The 17,672-nt window shown below is 42.3% G+C and carries 12 protein-coding genes and 1 rRNA gene; 11 read left to right on the top strand and 2 right to left on the bottom strand.

The annotated features are described in order from the left end of the window. Positions 1 to 48: 48 nt before the first annotated feature. Positions 49 to 852: a Cof-type HAD-IIB family hydrolase gene (locus IGI89_RS00395; RefSeq protein ID WP_005229159.1), complete on the bottom strand. Its 804-nt coding sequence runs from the start codon at positions 850 to 852 to the stop codon at positions 49 to 51. A 261-nt stretch (positions 853 to 1,113) separates the two neighbouring features. Here IGI89_RS00395 and IGI89_RS00390 point away from each other — a divergent pair, with 261 nt between their 5' ends. Next, a complete protein-coding gene (locus tag IGI89_RS00390) occupies positions 1,114 to 2,553 on the top strand; it encodes an NCS2 family permease (RefSeq protein ID WP_005237180.1) in 1,440 nt (479 codons plus the stop codon). Positions 2,554 to 2,653: 100 nt separating this feature from the next. Further along, positions 2,654 to 3,859, top strand: a complete 1,206-nt coding sequence (locus IGI89_RS00385; RefSeq protein WP_016619879.1) for a multidrug efflux MFS transporter — start codon at positions 2,654 to 2,656, stop codon at positions 3,857 to 3,859. A 47-nt stretch (positions 3,860 to 3,906) separates the two neighbouring features. On the opposite strand, the gene IGI89_RS00380 is transcribed toward IGI89_RS00385, so the two are convergent. Next, on the bottom strand, positions 3,907 to 4,089 hold the full coding sequence (locus IGI89_RS00380; RefSeq protein ID WP_008377814.1) for a YjzD family protein: 183 nt from the start codon (positions 4,087 to 4,089) through the stop codon (positions 3,907 to 3,909). A 147-nt stretch (positions 4,090 to 4,236) separates the two neighbouring features. Between IGI89_RS00380 and dnaE the strand changes: the two genes are divergently transcribed. The 9 genes from dnaE to IGI89_RS00335 all read left to right on the top strand — a co-directional run bounded on the left by dnaE (position 4,237) and on the right by IGI89_RS00335 (position 17,659). Next, positions 4,237 to 7,548: a DNA polymerase III subunit alpha gene (gene dnaE, locus IGI89_RS00375; RefSeq protein WP_275626217.1), complete on the top strand. Its 3,312-nt coding sequence runs from the start codon at positions 4,237 to 4,239 to the stop codon at positions 7,546 to 7,548. 161 nt (positions 7,549 to 7,709) lie between these two features. Then, positions 7,710 to 8,672 (top strand): 6-phosphofructokinase, encoded by a 963-nt coding sequence (gene pfkA / locus IGI89_RS00370; RefSeq protein ID WP_005237177.1) that lies wholly within the window; start codon positions 7,710 to 7,712, stop codon positions 8,670 to 8,672. An 84-nt stretch (positions 8,673 to 8,756) separates the two neighbouring features. Next, positions 8,757 to 10,541, top strand: a complete 1,785-nt coding sequence (pyk, locus tag IGI89_RS00365) for a pyruvate kinase (protein WP_008377816.1) — start codon at positions 8,757 to 8,759, stop codon at positions 10,539 to 10,541. A gap of 195 nt (positions 10,542 to 10,736) precedes the next feature. After that, positions 10,737 to 11,297 carry a YceD family protein gene (locus IGI89_RS00360; RefSeq protein WP_016619881.1) on the top strand — a complete coding sequence of 187 codons (561 nt, stop codon included), beginning with the start codon at positions 10,737 to 10,739 and terminating at the stop codon, positions 11,295 to 11,297. 56 nt (positions 11,298 to 11,353) lie between these two features. Beyond that, positions 11,354 to 11,533 (top strand): 50S ribosomal protein L32, encoded by a 180-nt coding sequence (rpmF, locus tag IGI89_RS00355; RefSeq protein ID WP_005229191.1) that lies wholly within the window; start codon positions 11,354 to 11,356, stop codon positions 11,531 to 11,533. A gap of 184 nt (positions 11,534 to 11,717) precedes the next feature. After that, positions 11,718 to 13,139 carry an NADP-dependent phosphogluconate dehydrogenase gene (gndA, locus tag IGI89_RS00350; protein WP_438735090.1) on the top strand — a complete coding sequence of 474 codons (1,422 nt, stop codon included), beginning with the start codon at positions 11,718 to 11,720 and terminating at the stop codon, positions 13,137 to 13,139. Positions 13,140 to 13,278: 139 nt separating this feature from the next. Continuing rightward, positions 13,279 to 13,965 carry a response regulator transcription factor gene (locus IGI89_RS00345; RefSeq protein WP_005229193.1) on the top strand — a complete coding sequence of 229 codons (687 nt, stop codon included), beginning with the start codon at positions 13,279 to 13,281 and terminating at the stop codon, positions 13,963 to 13,965. Between the two features lie 14 nt (positions 13,966 to 13,979). Further along, positions 13,980 to 15,485, top strand: coding sequence for a HAMP domain-containing sensor histidine kinase (locus IGI89_RS00340; protein WP_034872519.1), 1,506 nt, complete (start codon positions 13,980 to 13,982; stop codon positions 15,483 to 15,485). A 614-nt stretch (positions 15,486 to 16,099) separates the two neighbouring features. Further along, positions 16,100 to 17,659: ribosomal RNA gene (locus tag IGI89_RS00335) — 16S ribosomal RNA — on the top strand. Positions 17,660 to 17,672 lie beyond the last annotated feature (13 nt).

Below are 17,672 nucleotides of genomic sequence, written 5' to 3'. Positions count from 1 at the left end.
TATGGAAGCAAAAAAAAGCTGATGCGGACAATCCCGCATCGGCTTTTTTTATAGACCTAAATATTTTTCCAAGTAATCGACCATGCCATCTTCCGCATTGGTTTTGTCAGTAACATCATTGGCGATTGATTTTAATTGTTGCGTGCCATTTGCCATAGCAACGCCCCAACCCGCATAATCCAGCATCTCCAAATCATTGTGTTCATCACCAAAAGCGATGATATCTTGCCGATCCAAAGACAAAGAATCCGCGATCACCGAAAGACCAAGTGCTTTATGGACCCCTTTTGGTACGATCTCTAAGATGGCTTGAGGCCCGCCCCACGTGCGAACATCGACTGCATCGTCAAATTGATCCTTGATACGTAAAGAAACAGATTCTGCTAATTCATTTTCGGTTTTCACCAGTAATGAAGTGGGATCCGTTTTTAAATTTGCTAATAGATTTTTTTCGGAAGCATTACCCGAAAAGAAAAAGTGTTGATCAAATCCGCTTAAATCATCAATGAAAAAGGTTTCGCGATTTTCTGCTGCGACAAATGTCAGCCCCAATTGCTCTTTTTGTGCCATGAGCTCAAACGCAATTTCTCGAGAGATCGAGTGCTCCATTTCATTTGCCCATACTTGTCGAGGTTTATGGACCAACCCACCGTTAAAATTGACCATTGGTGTTGTGAGCGCCAATTCTTTATAGAATTGATCGCTCATACGAAAAGGTCTTCCTGTAGCGATGGTAACAAAGTGTCCCGCTTTGGTGGCGCGAACCAGTACCTCACGTGTGCGAGGGGAAAGTTGGGATTCAGTATTTAAGGTTGTGCCATCTAAATCAATGGCGATGATTTTTGGTTTCAAAAGACTCGCTCCATTCTCTTATGGTAGTGGCTTAAGTGTAACATATTTCTGTCATTTCACAATACAAGTAAGTTTTCGATAAGTTTTCATAATAGTTACAAAGTAAAACACGAACATTAAACGTTTTTGGTTCGTTTTATTCGGAAAAAGGTTTGAAAAGCGAAAATTATTCCCTTATAATTTGTAATTGTTCGATGAAAAGCGCAATTATTCATTTTTTCTTTTCATAGAAACGATTAAAGTTCAGGAGTGAAACATAACATGGAAAAGTTTTTCAAATTAAAGGAGAATAAAACGACGGTTTCCACAGAAGTGATGGCTGGGGTCACCACCTTCTTCGCGATGAGTTATATTTTGTTTGTGAATCCGACGATTTTATCTGCTGCAGGCATGCCGTTTCAAGCTGTTTTCCTAGCAACGATCATCGCTTCAGTGATTGGTACCCTGATCATGGGCTTATTTGCAAATGTGCCTTACGCGCAAGCACCTGGAATGGGACTTAATGCATTCTTCACCTTTACCGTTGTTTTTGGTTTGGGGTATACGTGGCAGCAAGCATTAGCGATGGTTTTCATCTGCGGCCTGATCAACATTTTTATCACGGTGACTCGAATCAGAAAAATGATCATTCATGCGATTCCAGAAAGCATGCAGCATGCAATCGGCGGCGGCATCGGGATCTTTGTGGCTTATGTAGGGATCAAAAATGCCAACTTGCTAAACTTCAGTGCAGACACTGCCGCAGTGACGGGTTCAGTTGTCGACGGTGAGACGATTGTGAGTGCCAATTTTAATGGGGGGATCGTCCCAGCTTTGGCGAATTTCAATAATGCACCTGTTTTGTTAGCAGTGATTGGTTTAGTAGTGACTACTTTATTAGTGGTGAAAAATGTTCGTGGGGCAATTATTTTTGGTATTTTAGGAACGACGATCATTGGTATTTTGATGGGTGTGGTGGATTTAAGTGCCATTGATTGGCACGGGAATTCATTAGGAAGTTCCATCAGCGAACTAGGAATCACATTTGGCGCTGCGTTTGGCTCTGAAGGAATGGGCTCACTATTCAGTGATTCTGCCAAAATCCCTCAAGTAATCATGACGATTTTAGCGTTTAGTTTATCAGATGTCTTCGATACGATCGGTACATTTATCGGAACCGGACGTCGTACAGGGATCTTTTCGAAAAAAGATGAAGAAGCGGTTGAAAACAGTAATGGGTTGAATACGAAGATGGATAAGGCTCTTTTTGCAGATGCCGTAGCCACTTCTGTAGGGGCCATCGTAGGGACCTCAAATACAACGACTTATGTGGAATCAGCAGCTGGCATCGGTGCTGGTGGACGCACGGGCTTGACTTCCGTTGTGGTGGCAGCACTCTTTGCGATCAGCAGTATCTTTTCTCCACTGATCTCAATCGTTCCCGCACAAGCGACAGCACCGGCATTGATCTTGGTTGGGGTAATGATGATGGCTTCTTTTGCGGACATCAAGTGGACTGATCTAGAAGAAGCAGTTCCAGCCTTCTTCGCGTCCATTTTTATGGGCTTGTCTTACAGTATTTCAAATGGGATCGCTGTTGGTTTCATTTTCTATGCATTAGTGAAAGTAGTGAAAGGAAAAGCCAACGAAGTGTCTCCGATCATCTGGGTCGTCAATGCGTTGTTTATCCTGAACTTTGTCATTTTGGCTTTGATCAGTTAAGTTTAATGATGAAAATCTTTCTGTATTTTAAATGCAGAAAGATTTTTTATTTGATTATTACTCACGATACGGTATAGTATTTGTGAAAGAAGGTTTGTAAATGAAGATTGATTGGAAACGAAATCTACTGATTTCATGGGTAGGTTGTTTTTTTACGGGTGCCAGTTTTAGTCTTGTCATGCCATTCATTCCCTTATATATAGAAGAGTTAGGCGCTCCAGAGAGTCAAATTGAGTTGTTTTCTGGATTAGCAATCTCAGTAACGGCGTTTGCGGCGGCTATCATTGCTCCAGTTTGGGGAAATCTAGCAGACCAAAAAGGTCGTCGTTTAATGATGATTCGCGCGGCTGCGGGGATGACAGTGACGATGGGTTCTTTGGCTTTTGTACCGAATGTCTATTGGTTATTGATCATGCGTTTCTTTACCGGAATTTTATCGGGGTATATTCCAAATGCGACTGCGTTGATCGCTTCGCAGGCGCCTCGAGAAAAAAGCGGTTGGGCGCTTGGGACATTGGCTACAGGAGCCATCGCAGGGAATTTGATTGGTCCTTCGATGGGTGGGGCGTTGGCGCAATGGTTTGGCATGAAAAATGTCTTTATTATCACAGGCGTTGTTCTACTAATCACGCTGTTGCTTACGATTTTTCTCGTTCAAGAAGATTTTGAGCCAGTTGAAAAGGGCGATCTGCTTTCCATTAAAGAAATTTTTGGTCAAATCAAAAATATGCAGTTGCTTGTTGGCTTGTTTATTACTTCCCTGATTTTACAGCTAGGTGTAACGAGCATCAGTCCGATCCTCACATTGTATATTCGTGATTTAAGCGGGGATACGGGCAATATTTTGTTCGTCAGCGGATTGATCGTCTCTGTTGCCGGTGTTTCAGCGATTATCTCCTCGCCGTTTTTAGGCAAAATCGGTGATCGTTATGGCAATCACAAAGTGCTGTTGGGGGGCTTAGTACTGTCATTTTTCTGTTTCATTCCGATGGGCTTTGTCTCTACTCCGTTTCAACTAGGCGTGTTGCGCTTCTTGCTTGGTTTTTCTACCGGTGCCTTGATGCCGTCCATCAATACACTGATCAGCAAGATCACTCCAATGGAAGGGGTCAGCCGTATCTATAGCTACAACCAAATGTTCTCCAACTTTGGGCAAGTGTTAGGTCCAATGGTCGGCTCAACGGTGGCAGCCGGTTTTGGCTATCCAGCCGTCTTTTGGGTGACGAGCGGGTTTGTACTGATCAATATTTTTATCTCAGGATTTAATTTCCGTAAAAGCTTACGTAAAACGGACATCAGTGAATAGTTGAAAAGAAAAAAAAACCAGTTACAATAAAGGTAACTGGTTTTTTTTTAATGGCTTGTCTTTTCAGGCGCTGGTGCGATAATACCAACAAGAATGATCACCACACCTGTGACCAAAGAGATGATTGAAGTTAATTGAAAATCATAAGTTGCTCCAGCAAGTGAGCTGCCTAGATAGCCAACGACTTGACCTAATACAAAAGTCCAAAATAAAGTGACTAGGTAACGCATGACGACACCTCTTTTCTGCGTATCTTCCATTTCGACTTTAGTTTATCACAAAAATATTTATTGTAAAGATTTTCACTTTTTCATTTTGTTTTTCAAATCTATTTACTAGCAGAAAGAAAGAGAATTTTCATTTTTGGAGGGATTTCAATGTATTCACAGCTCACCACCTTAAGCGCCTATTCGTTGCTGCAAAGTACGATCAAAATTCCTCACTATATAGAGCAAGCCAAAAAGATGGGCTATCAGACATTGGGGCTGACCGATCATAATGTTCTCTATGGCGCGGTCGAGTTTTATCAACAATGCCTAGCACAGGGCATCAAGCCGATTTTTGGCGCTTTGTTCGACTGTACCTTCGGAGAGGGATCAATGTCCTTTCCATTGTACGTATTTGCAAAAAACCTCAAGGGCTATCAAACCTTGATGCGTTTATCAAGTGAAAAAATGATCACCGAGCAGTTGAATTTAGCTGCTTGTGATTCTTTGCAGGATCTCTTTGGTTTGCTGCCTGAAGGCGAGGGGTTTCTGCCTTCTCAGCACGATGATCTAGAAGCCAATCAAGAAGCACTGCGAGCAATCAGCCATAAATTTGATTCTGAGAGCTTGTTTTTAGGGATTACTAGCAAAGGGCTAGATCCAGAAACGATCGCTTGGTTTAACGAGCAAAACATTGCACCATGTGCGTATCAACCCATCGCGGCTTTAGCACAAGAAGAAGCCTTTGCAGTCAAAGTGATGACCCATATCAAAGAGGGCTCGCAAATTGAAGACTTTCGTCAGGCAAAAGAGCAAGCGACTACACAGCTTTTTTTACAACCGGCAGACCAATTGACTGCGTCATTTGGCGAAGCGTCGCAGGCATTGATGAATAATCAGCGGATTGCAGCTGAATGCGCCGTCGAGCTGCCACTGCATCAGCGGCTATTGCCTCATTACCCGTTACCAGCAGAAGAAAATGCTGCGGACTATTTGCGCAAAATTTGTTTTGAACGTCTGCCTCAGCGTGTTGCTCACGTTACATCGGCGTACGAACAGCGTTTGGATTATGAGTTGTCTGTCATCCATAAGATGGGCTTTGATGATTACTTCTTGATTATTTGGGACGTCATGGACTTTGCCCACCAACAAGAAATCGTTACCGGAGCTGGACGGGGATCCGCTGCCGGAGCACTGGTGGCGTATGTTTTATCTATCACCGACGTGGATCCAATCAAATACGATCTTTTGTTTGAACGATTCTTGAATCCAGAACGTTACACGATGCCTGATATTGATTTAGATATTCCTGACAATCGCAGAGACGAGATTTTACAGTATGTGCGCCAAAAATATGGGCAAGAATATATGGCACAGATTGCCACGTTTGGTACCATGGCGGCCAAAATGGTTTTGCGAGATGTTTCTCGGGTCTTTGGTCTCTCGCAAAGTGAAGCTAATCGCTGGTCAAAAGCCATCCCCAATGCCTTGAAAATGACCTTAGATCTTGCTTATGAACAATCCAATCAGCTGCGAGAGCTGGTTTCGTTCAATGAGCGGAATCAAGTAATGTTTCAAGTCGCCAAAATCTTAGAAGGACTGCCCCGTCACGTATCGACCCATGCCGCCGGTGTGGTGATCAGTGACAAGAATCTGCTTGATTTGGTGCCTTTGCAAGAAGGCAGCGATGGGATTTGGCTGACCCAGTTTACCATGAATGACGTGGAAGCCATTGGCCTATTGAAGATGGATTTTTTAGGTTTGAGAAACTTGTCGATCATTGATAATACCTTGAAAGGTATCAAACGAATCAGCCAACAAATCGTAACCCAAAAAGAGATTCCTCTTGATGATCCAGCAACATTGCGTTTGTTTCAAAAAGGGGAGACGGCAGGGATCTTCCAATTTGAATCAGCGGGAATACGCAATGTCTTGCGCAAGCTAGGGCCAGAAAGTATCGAAGACATTGCTGCAGTCAATGCCTTGTATCGCCCGGGACCGATGCAAAATATTGATACTTTTATCAAGCGGAAAAAAGGACAAGAGCGGGTCTCTTATCCGGATGACAGCTTGATTCCAATCTTGCAAAACACTTACGGAATCATTGTTTATCAAGAACAGATCATGCAAGTAGCTTCCAAAATGGCTGGTTTTAGCCTAGGACAGGCAGATATTTTGCGGCGAGCAATCAGTAAAAAGAAAAAAGACGTGTTGGATGAAGAACGTCGCCATTTTGTGCAAGGTGCGTTGGCCAATCATTATGACGAGAAGACCGCCAATTTGGTCTATGACTATATTGAGCGCTTCGCCAACTATGGGTTTAACCGTTCCCATGCGTTTGCCTATTCCTTTATCGGCTTTCAAATGGCGTACTTGAAAGTGCACTATCCGGCACCTTTTTTTGCTTCGATCTTGCACTCGGTACGCAATACTGCAAGCAAAATGAAAGAATACTTAAATGAAGCCGCACGTTATGGAGTAGAAGTATTGCCACCATCGATCAATACCAGTGGGTTTAGTTTTCAACTGCAAAATGAGAAACAAATCCGCTTTGGGTTCAGCAGTATCAAAGGGATTCGGCGCGACATGATCCAAGACATTTTGACAGAACGAAAAGAGCATGGCAATTTCACGTCCATGGATCAATTTTTACTTCGCTTGAATCAGCGGAACAGCAAGTGGTTAAAGTTGGACTATTTATTGCCGCTTTTGAGCATCGGTGTATTCGATGTGATTGCGCCTAATCGAAAACAAGCATTGATCCAACTAGAAGGGAAAATCCAAAATATTACTTATAGTGGCGGCAGTTTGGATCTCTTAGAAACCATGGCTTTAAAAGAAGAAGCCGTTGCCGATTACAAACTGGAAGAGAAACTGGCTTTGGAAGAAGAATACTTAGGTGTTTATTTGTCTGGCCATCCCGTAGAACAGTTTCAAAAATTGCATCAATTAAAACAAATCACCGATATTGCCGATCTGGTTCCGAATGAACGGGTCCGCATCCTTTTGTATGTCCGCAAGATTCGGGAGATACGTACAAAAAAAGGCGAACAGATGGCATTTGTTGAAGGAACGGATGCTAGCAAAGAAGTTTCAGTAACGATTTTTCCCATCGTTTATCGACAAGTGCGTTCCTTGATCGAAGAAAATGCTGTTCTCTATATTGAAGGAAAGGTCGAGGTAAGTCGTTACAATGGTGAAATCCAACTCATTGCTGATAAAATAGACTTAGCAGAAAACGTTCAAAATAAAATTGCGCCACAAACTTGCTACTTAAAGATTTCTGCTGAAGCCGAAACGTCGCACCTGCAAGCATTGTCGAAGGAAATGAAGCAGCATCAAGGAAATATTCCAGTGGTGATGTTTTATGAAAGTAGTGGCAAAAAAGTGTTATTAGCAGAAGAAAACTGGGTAACGGATGAGCCGAACTTTGTCACACAACTGAAGGCATTATTAGGAAATGGAAATGTAATTTTCAAGTAATTTTCCGAAAACGATAATTCAACTTACACTTTTTTCAACTTTTTCCCACTATTTCAAGACATTTTCATGGAATAATGGTAGAATATGTCTCGTGGTTATTACTTGAAAACTAGCAAACAGGGGCTTCCCTAAACAAAATCTTTTGATGAGGTGAAAGAATAATGAAACGCATTGGAATTCTAACCAGTGGCGGCGATGCACCAGGAATGAACGCAGCGATTCGCGCAGTTGTCAGAAAGGGTATTTTTGACGGACTTGAAGTATATGGAATCAACTATGGCTATGCCGGACTAGTCGCAGGCGACATTCGTCGCTTAGATGTTGCTGATGTTGGTGACAAAATTCAACGTGGTGGAACATTCTTATATTCAGCACGTTATCCAGAATTTGCGACACAAGAAGGGCAATTAAAAGGAATCGAGCAATTAAAGAAATTTGGCATCGAAGGGCTAGTCGTGATTGGTGGAGATGGATCTTACCATGGTGCGATGGCACTTACTCGCCACGGTTTCCCAGCAATCGGGATTCCAGGAACGATCGATAACGACATTCCAGGAACAGATTTCACGATTGGTTTTGATACAGCGATCAATACTGTCTTAGAATCGATTGACCGTATCCGTGATACAGCGACATCACATGTCCGCACATTTGTGATCGAAGTAATGGGACGTGGTGCTGGCGATATCGCTTTATGGTCAGGTGTGGCCGGTGGTGCGGATGAAATCATCATCCCAGAACATGATTTTGACATGCAAGTTGTTGCTGATCGTATCCGTGAAGGACGCGACCGCGGGAAAAAACATTGCTTGATCGTTTTAGCCGAAGGCGTGATGGGCGGAAATGATTTTGCTGACAAACTTTCTGAATACGGCGATTTCCATACCCGTGTATCAATTCTAGGACACGTTGTCCGTGGTGGTTCACCAAGCGCTCGTGACCGTGTGTTAGCAAGTAAATTTGGTTCATATGCCGTTGAATTATTGCAACAAGGCAAAGGCGGTCTATGTATCGGTATCGAAAACAATGAAATGATTGCTTCTGATATTATCGAAACCCTTGAAAACAATCGTCACAAGCCAGATCTTAGCTTGTATAACTTGAACAAAGAAATCTCATTTTAAAGAGATTTTTTAGAGCAACGCAACAGTAATTTTGTAAAAAAAGCTTATTAGCTATTTTAAATAAATGAATAGGAGCGTTTAGTAATGAAAAAAACAAAGATCGTAAGTACATTAGGACCAGCAAGTAACAGTGTGGAAATTATTTCTCAACTGATTGAAGCCGGTGCGAATGTCTTCCGCTTTAACTTCTCTCATGGAGATCATGAAGAACAATTAGCGCGTATGACAATGGTTCGTGAAGCCGTGAAGAAAACTGGTAAAGATGTCGGTATCCTTTTAGATACAAAAGGTGCTGAAATCCGTACAACTGTACAAAATACGACAGAAGCTGACTTTGGTCGTGCTGGATACATCCAATTTAACGTTGGCGATGAAACACGCATTTCAATGGATCCAGAACACAAAGGAACAAAAGAAAAAATTGCTGTAACTTATCCTGGTTTATTTGAAGATGTTCATGTGGGCGGACACATCTTGTTTGATGATGGTTTGATCGACATGGAAATCAAAGAAAAAGACGAAGCAACCCGCGAATTAGTGGTTGTTGTTAAAAATGCTGGAATGTTAGGATCACGTAAAGGGGTCAACGCTCCTGGTGTATCAATCAGCTTACCTGGTATTACTGAAAAAGATGCAGAAGATATCCGTTTTGGTCTTGATAACGATATCGACTTCATTGCCGCTTCATTTGTACGTAAAGCGCAAGACGTTTTAGAGATTCGTGAAATTTTAGAAGAAAAAGACATGACTCATGTGCAAATCTTCTCTAAAATCGAATCACAAGAAGGTATCGATAATATCGATGAAATCATCAAAGTTTCTGATGGTATCATGGTTGCCCGTGGTGACATGGGTGTTGAGATCCCTGCTGAAGAAGTACCAATGGTTCAAAAGAGCATCATTAAAAAATGTAACGCTGCTGGTAAATCAGTTATCACAGCCACACAAATGTTAGAGTCAATGCAACAAAACCCACGTCCAACCCGTGCAGAAGCTTCTGACGTTGCCAATGCTGTCTTTGATGGTACCGATGCAACAATGCTTTCTGGTGAATCAGCAAACGGTGACTACCCTGTTGAGGCAGTAGCAACAATGGCACGGATCGACATTGAAGCTGAAAAAGCTTTATCAGAAAACAGCACATTCCAAATCAACCAATTCGATAAAACAGATGTAACAGAAACAATCGGTTTATCTGTTGCTCGTGCGGCGAAAAACCTAGGGGTAAAAACAATCGTTGCAGCGACTGAATCTGGCTACACTGCAAAAATGATCTCTAAATATCGTCCAGATGCTGACATTTTAGCTGTTACATTTGACGAACGTACAAAACGTGGCTTGATGCTTAACTGGGGTGTCTACCCAACCGTTGCTGAAAAACCATCAACAACTGATGAAATGTTTGAATTAGCAGCAAAACAAGCAGTTGATTTAGGTTTTGCTAAAGAAGGCGATCTAATCTTGATCACAGCCGGTGTTCCTGTTGGTGAACGCGGAACAACCAACGTCATGAAGATCCAATTGATCGGTTCAAAATTGCTTGAAGCGCAAGGGATTGGTGAAAAATCAGTTGTTGCCAATGCCGTGATCGCTCACAGTGCCGAAGAAGCAATTGCGAAAGCAAAAGATGGCATGATTTTAGTTGTACCAACAACAGATAAAGAATATATGCCAGCAATCGAAAAAGCAGCAGCTTTAGTTGTTGAAGATGGCGGCTTGACTTCTCATGCAGCAGTTGTCGGAATCGCGAAAGATCTACCAGTCATCGTTGGTGCCAAAGACGCAACAACAACCATCAAAGATGGCGAATTGGTTACTCTTGATTCTCGTCGCGGTATCGTTTATCGTGGAGAAACAACAGCGATCTAATGATTTTTAACGATTGATCAAGCAACAGGCAAGTGCACGTTGTGCGCTTCCTGTTGTTTTTTTGAGAGGGTCGAAATCCCTTGAGAAAGGGCATTAAAATGACACGATCAAAAATGAAAAAGGTGTCAAGAAAATTTCATTGACAAAGCCTCAGAAGCCCTGTATAATTGCTTTTGTTGCTTAGGGGTGATAAAAATGAAATGGTCTTTATTGGAATTAAAAAAATACCAAGAGACACCGCTGATGTTTGAAGAAACACTTGACTTAAAGAGTCAACTGATAAAACGCGATGGACAGATCATTGATTTGTCTCCTGTAAAAGTAAAAGGGCTGATGAGTGTTGATAAGCAAGGATACTTGCTGCACTATCAAGTAGAAACGACGATGACATTGCCATCTACTCGTTCTTTGACACCTGTAGCGATTCCTTTTGATTTTTCAGTGGATGAACACTTCATGACACCAGAGCAATTTCAGCGTCGCGATGAAATGATCGTCGAAGAAGAAGTTTTGATCGTTGAAGGTCAAACCATCAGCTTAGATGAATCTGTCGCTGATAACCTATTACTTGCGATTCCTTTGCAAGTCCTGACAGAAGAAGAAAAGCAAGGTTCAGCAATGCCATCTGGCAACGATTGGGCTGTTTTGTCAGAAGAAGACTTTGCAAATCAAAAAGAAGCGCAAGCTCAACAAGTTGATCCTCGTCTTGCAAAATTATCCGAATTATTCACTGAATCAGATGACGATAACGCGTAGGATTGGAATAAATTGCAGCCTCAAGGTTGCGTTCATTAACAAGGAGGTGTAGCAAAATGGCAGTACCAGCTAGAAAAACTTCGAAAGCGAAGAAAGCAAAACGTCGTACACATTACAAATTGACAATCAACGGTTTGAACGAATGTGCAAACTGTGGTGAAATGAAAAAAAGCCACCATGTCTGCTCAAACTGTGGTCATTACGATGGCAAAGACGTAGCAACAAAAGAAGCATAATTCCTTTTTTTCAGAAAGAGGATTCTAAAACCTTAGGCTAACCATGGAGCCTGAGGTTTTTTTGTTTTTTTGACGAATATGGAACTTTTCAGAAATATTTTTTGTCCAGCGAAAGAGAATAGTTCAAAAGCAGGTACATTTGCGCTATAATGAAAAAGATAATTGAATCTTAGGAGGATGAAAGATGACAAAACAACAAATCGGCGTTGTCGGTATGGCTGTTATGGGCAAAAACTTAGCGTTGAACATCGAAAGCCGCGGTTATTCAGTTGCCTTATTTAACCGTACTGGTTCAAAGACAGAAGAAGTAGTAAAAGAACATCCAGATAAAAATTTTAAAGCAACCTATACGATAGAAGAATTTGTTCAATCTATTGAAAAACCACGTCGTATTTTATTAATGGTAAAAGCAGGATTTGCGACAGATGCAACGATCCAAGAATTATTGCCTCATCTAGACAAAGGCGATATTTTGATCGATGGCGGAAATACCTTCTTTAAAGATACGGTTCGTCGTAACGAAGAGTTGGCAAACTCAGGAATCAACTTTATCGGTACAGGTGTATCTGGTGGGGAAGAGGGCGCCTTGAAAGGTCCTTCGATCATGCCAGGAGGACAAAAAGAAGCGTATGAATTGGTTGCGCCAATCTTGGAACAAATTTCTGCAAAAGCCGAAGATGGAACACCTTGTGTGACTTATATTGGACCAAACGGTGCAGGCCATTACGTAAAAATGGTTCATAACGGGATCGAATATGGGGACATGCAGCTGATTGCTGAGTCTTATGACTTGATGCAAAACATATTAGGTCTATCTGTTGATGAAATGGCTGATATTTTTGCTGAATGGAACAAAGGCGAATTAGACAGCTATCTAATTGAGATCACAGCGGATATTTTGACTCGCAAAGACGATCAAGGTACAGGCAAACCAATCGTTGATGTGATTTTAGATGCTGCTGGTAATAAAGGAACTGGGAAATGGACAAGCCAAAGTGCCTTAGACCTAGGCGTACCACTACCATTGATCACTGAATCTGTTTTTGCCCGTTATATCTCGGCTTACAAAGAAGAACGGGTCAATGCCAGCAAAGTCTTACCAAAACCAGAAGCAGCTGCTTTTGAAGGAAACAAAGAAGAGTTTATCAATAAGATCCGCGAAGCATTATACTTCAGTAAGATCATGAGCTATGCACAAGGATTCGCGCAATTACGTACAGCATCAAAAGAGTATGATTGGGATCTTCCTTTTGGTGAAATTGCCAAAATTTGGCGTGCAGGCTGTATCATCCGGGCTCAATTTTTACAAAAAATCACGGATGCTTATGACAAGAATGCCGACATTGAAAACTTACTATTAGATGACTACTTCAAAGATATTACGAAACGTTATCAATCTTCTGTACGTGAAGTAGTTGCACTAGCTGTCCAAGCCGGTGTACCTGTGCCGACGTTCTCATCTGCGATCGCGTACTTCGATTCTTATCGTTCTGATCGTTTGCCAGCGAACTTGATCCAAGCACAACGGGATTACTTCGGAGCGCATACGTATGAACGGACAGATAAAGAGGGAATTTTCCATTATTCATGGTATGACGAAGCGTAAGCTTTAAGAGAATCCAAAAGAGAAAGGCCGAAAGTGAGAACTTTCGGTCAATCTCTTTTTTATTTTTTAGATACATGATAAAATAAGACAGATAATGTCTAATTTAAAGGCAGAATAATCAATAAAGGGGCTATCAATAATGAGTAATATTCTAATCATTGAAGATGAAAAGAACTTAGCTCGATTTGTGGAATTAGAATTGAAGCATGAAGGGTATAATACTGAAGTTCATTACAACGGACGGACGGGACTGGATGCGGCGCTGAATAATGAATGGGATGCGATCTTATTGGATCTGATGCTTCCTGAGTTAAATGGGTTAGAAGTTTGCCGCCGCGTGCGTCAATCGAAGAACACCCCGATCATCATGATGACCGCACGAGATTCCGTGATTGATCGAGTATCAGGTTTAGATCATGGTGCCGATGATTATATTGTGAAGCCTTTTGCAATTGAAGAATTGCTGGCACGCTTACGTGCGTTGCTTCGCCGTATCGATATCGAAGGGGACAAAAACGTTGCAAAACAAACCACGATCACATACCGAGACCTAACGATTGAAAAAGAAAATCGTGTCGTTCGTCGCGGAACAGATGTCATTGAACTAACGAAACGCGAATATGAGCTATTGTTGACTTTAATGGAAAACGTTAATGTCGTTTTGGCCAGAGATGTTTTATTAAACAAAGTCTGGGGCTATGAGACAGAAGTTGAAACCAACGTTGTCGATGTTTACATCCGCTACTTACGGAATAAAATTGATGTACCAGGGGAGGAAAGCTATATCCAAACCGTTCGTGGTACAGGTTATGTGATGCGGTCGTGAACCTTAAAAAAAGAATGAAAAAATTAAAAGAACTGAAGGGGCCTTCTTTAACTGTAAAGTGGGCCTTCGCAAGTTCTTTCTTTATATTCGTCGTATTTACGATCTTTGCCGTGATCACCTATAAAACATCGGTGAATTTGATCGTCGCTAAAGAAGAAAACAATGTGGAGCGGACGATGTCAGAGGTTGCTTCTCGTTTAGCCAATTCGGATCAAGAACTAACATTGGTCCGAACGTATCGTAATTTAACCAAAAATGATGCGGGAACGACGAGCATTTATGATCGCACTTCAACAATCGATGGCAACTTAATGAAAATCGACTCCTTTATTTCGGAATTAGGCCAAGCACCATTGAGCCTGTTTGTTTATAATTTGAATGAGGACCTTGTGTTTAAAACCCATGAAAATGATTTAGCACTGATCGACACGCAGCGCAAAGCGCCAACTATCGTAACGCTGGATGGTATCACAGGCTTTCTCTCGATCCAACCCATTTATTCAAAAGGCACCAGAGAGCGGATTGGCTATGCACAAACCTTTTATGAGTTGACTTCTTTTTATGAAATACGCAGCAAACTGCTGCTGACTTTGATTATCTTAGAAGTCGTCTCTCTGATTCTCAGCAGTGTACTCGGGTTCTTTTTATCAGCATATTTCCTTCAGCCGTTAAAGGTACTACGGGATACGATGGAAACTGTTCGGAAAAACCCGCAGTCAACCGTGCATATGCCAGAATTAAATACGAATGATGAACTGTCTGATTTAGCAGATATATTTAATGAGATGTTGGATCGCATGCGCCTGTACATTGAGCAGCAAGAGCGATTCGTTGAAGATGTTTCTCATGAGTTACGGACACCCGTAGCAATCATTGAAGGACACATGAATCTTTTGCAACGTTGGGGGAAAGATGATCCAGAGATCTTGGATGAGTCCCTCGCAGCCAGTATGCAAGAGATCAGTCGAATGAAGACGCTAGTACAGGAAATGTTGGATCTCTCAAGAGCGGAACAAGTGGATGTTCATTATGCAAATGAAACAACTAATGCAAAAGAAGTTGTCTATCAAGTGTTCAATAACTTTAAAATACTGTATCCGGATTTTGTCTTTACATTGGATGATGATTTGTATCATGAGTTGAAGCTGAAAATCTATCGCAATCATTTTGAACAGATCATTATTATTGTCTTGGATAACGCAGTAAAGTATTCCACTGATCGAAAAGAAGTTCATCTATCCATTTCATTGGATCGTCAATCTTTTGAAATTGCCATCCAAGATTTCGGGGAAGGCATCTCCAAAGAAGACCTCGATAAGATCTTCAATCGTTTCTATCGGGTAGATAAAGCTCGTGCTAGAACCAAAGGTGGCAATGGTTTGGGGTTATCTATAGCAAAACAACTATTGGAAAGCTATAAAGGAAAAATCACGGCGGAGAGTGTCATTGGCCAAGGAACAATCTTTCGAATTTATATACCGATTCTTCAAACGGAAGATCGGACGAAAAGAGAACGTTAGGCGAAAAGCTTAAGTTCTCTTTTTTTATCCATTATTGATAGATTTAGCCGTGAAATACTTCTTATAAGCGAACGTTCGAATCGTTTGACAATGAATAATTCGCTTATAAAAATAGTTGCCCAAAAGCCTATTTTTTTAGTTGATTTTTCCTTTAAGAATTGCTATATTATTACTTGTCCTTGTTAAGACATTTGTAACAAACACTGATTGAACTTTTTTGAAATTAGTTGTTGACGAAACATTTTACAAGTGTTATTATAACAAAGTCGAAAAAATATCATCTCTGAAAAACCTAATAAATCAAAAAAATTTTTCAAAAAAGTGTTTGACATATAACGGTTGAGATGGTAAGATGAAAAAGTCGCTGAGGTTAAGAAAGAAGTTAAATAACAACTTCTTGAAAAAAACTTTTAAAAAAGAGTTGACAATCAACTGTCGCTCTGATATGATATAAAAGTTGCTAACACAGCACTGTAGACCTTTGAAAACTGAACAAAGCAAGCAAACGAACCAATGTGTAGGACGTTTCAATTTATTGAAACAAATACATGCAAGCAATAGCTAGCAAAGTTAATTTTTATGAGCTTAATGACCGTATGGTCATTCAAACAAATCATTATGAGAGTTTGATCCTGGCTCAGGACGAACGCTGGCGGCGTGCCTAATACATGCAAGTCGAACGCTTTTTCTTTCACCGGAGCTTGCTCCACCGAAAGAAAAAGAGTGGCGAACGGGTGAGTAACACGTGGGTAACCTGCCCATCAGAAGGGGATAACACTTGGAAACAGGTGCTAATACCGTATAACACTATTTTCCGCATGGAAGAAAGTTGAAAGGCGCTTTTGCGTCACTGATGGATGGACCCGCGGTGCATTAGCTAGTTGGTGAGGTAACGGCTCACCAAGGCAACGATGCATAGCCGACCTGAGAGGGTGATCGGCCACACTGGGACTGAGACACGGCCCAGACTCCTACGGGAGGCAGCAGTAGGGAATCTTCGGCAATGGACGAAAGTCTGACCGAGCAACGCCGCGTGAGTGAAGAAGGTTTTCGGATCGTAAAACTCTGTTGTTAGAGAAGAACAAGGATGAGAGTAAAATGTTCATCCCTTGACGGTATCTAACCAGAAAGCCACGGCTAACTACGTGCCAGCAGCCGCGGTAATACGTAGGTGGCAAGCGTTGTCCGGATTTATTGGGCGTAAAGCGAGCGCAGGCGGTTTCTTAAGTCTGATGTGAAAGCCCCCGGCTCAACCGGGGAGGGTCATTGGAAACTGGGAGACTTGAGTGCAGAAGAGGAGAGTGGAATTCCATGTGTAGCGGTGAAATGCGTAGATATATGGAGGAACACCAGTGGCGAAGGCGGCTCTCTGGTCTGTAACTGACGCTGAGGCTCGAAAGCGTGGGGAGCGAACAGGATTAGATACCCTGGTAGTCCACGCCGTAAACGATGAGTGCTAAGTGTTGGAGGGTTTCCGCCCTTCAGTGCTGCAGCAAACGCATTAAGCACTCCGCCTGGGGAGTACGACCGCAAGGTTGAAACTCAAAGGAATTGACGGGGGCCCGCACAAGCGGTGGAGCATGTGGTTTAATTCGAAGCAACGCGAAGAACCTTACCAGGTCTTGACATCCTTTGACCACTCTAGAGATAGAGCTTCCCCTTCGGGGGCAAAGTGACAGGTGGTGCATGGTTGTCGTCAGCTCGTGTCGTGAGATGTTGGGTTAAGTCCCGCAACGAGCGCAACCCTTATTGTTAGTTGCCATCATTTAGTTGGGCACTCTAGCGAGACTGCCGGTGACAAACCGGAGGAAGGTGGGGATGACGTCAAATCATCATGCCCCTTATGACCTGGGCTACACACGTGCTACAATGGGAAGTACAACGAGTTGCGAAGTCGCGAGGCTAAGCTAATCTCTTAAAGCTTCTCTCAGTTCGGATTGTAGGCTGCAACTCGCCTACATGAAGCCGGAATCGCTAGTAATCGCGGATCAGCACGCCGCGGTGAATACGTTCCCGGGCCTTGTACACACCGCCCGTCACACCACGAGAGTTTGTAACACCCGAAGTCGGTGAGGTAACCTTTTTGGAGCCAGCCGCCTAAGGTGGGATAGATGATTGGGGTGAAGTCGTAACAAGGTAGCCGTATCGGAAGGTGCGGCTGGATCACCTCCTTTCTAAGGAATATTT

Origin of the sequence: Enterococcus sp. AZ141 (genome assembly GCF_051714385.1) — a bacterium.
Lineage (GTDB): Bacteria > Bacillota > Bacilli > Lactobacillales > Enterococcaceae > Enterococcus_D > Enterococcus_D entomosocium.
This window is presented reverse-complemented; position numbering and strand designations above follow the sequence as displayed.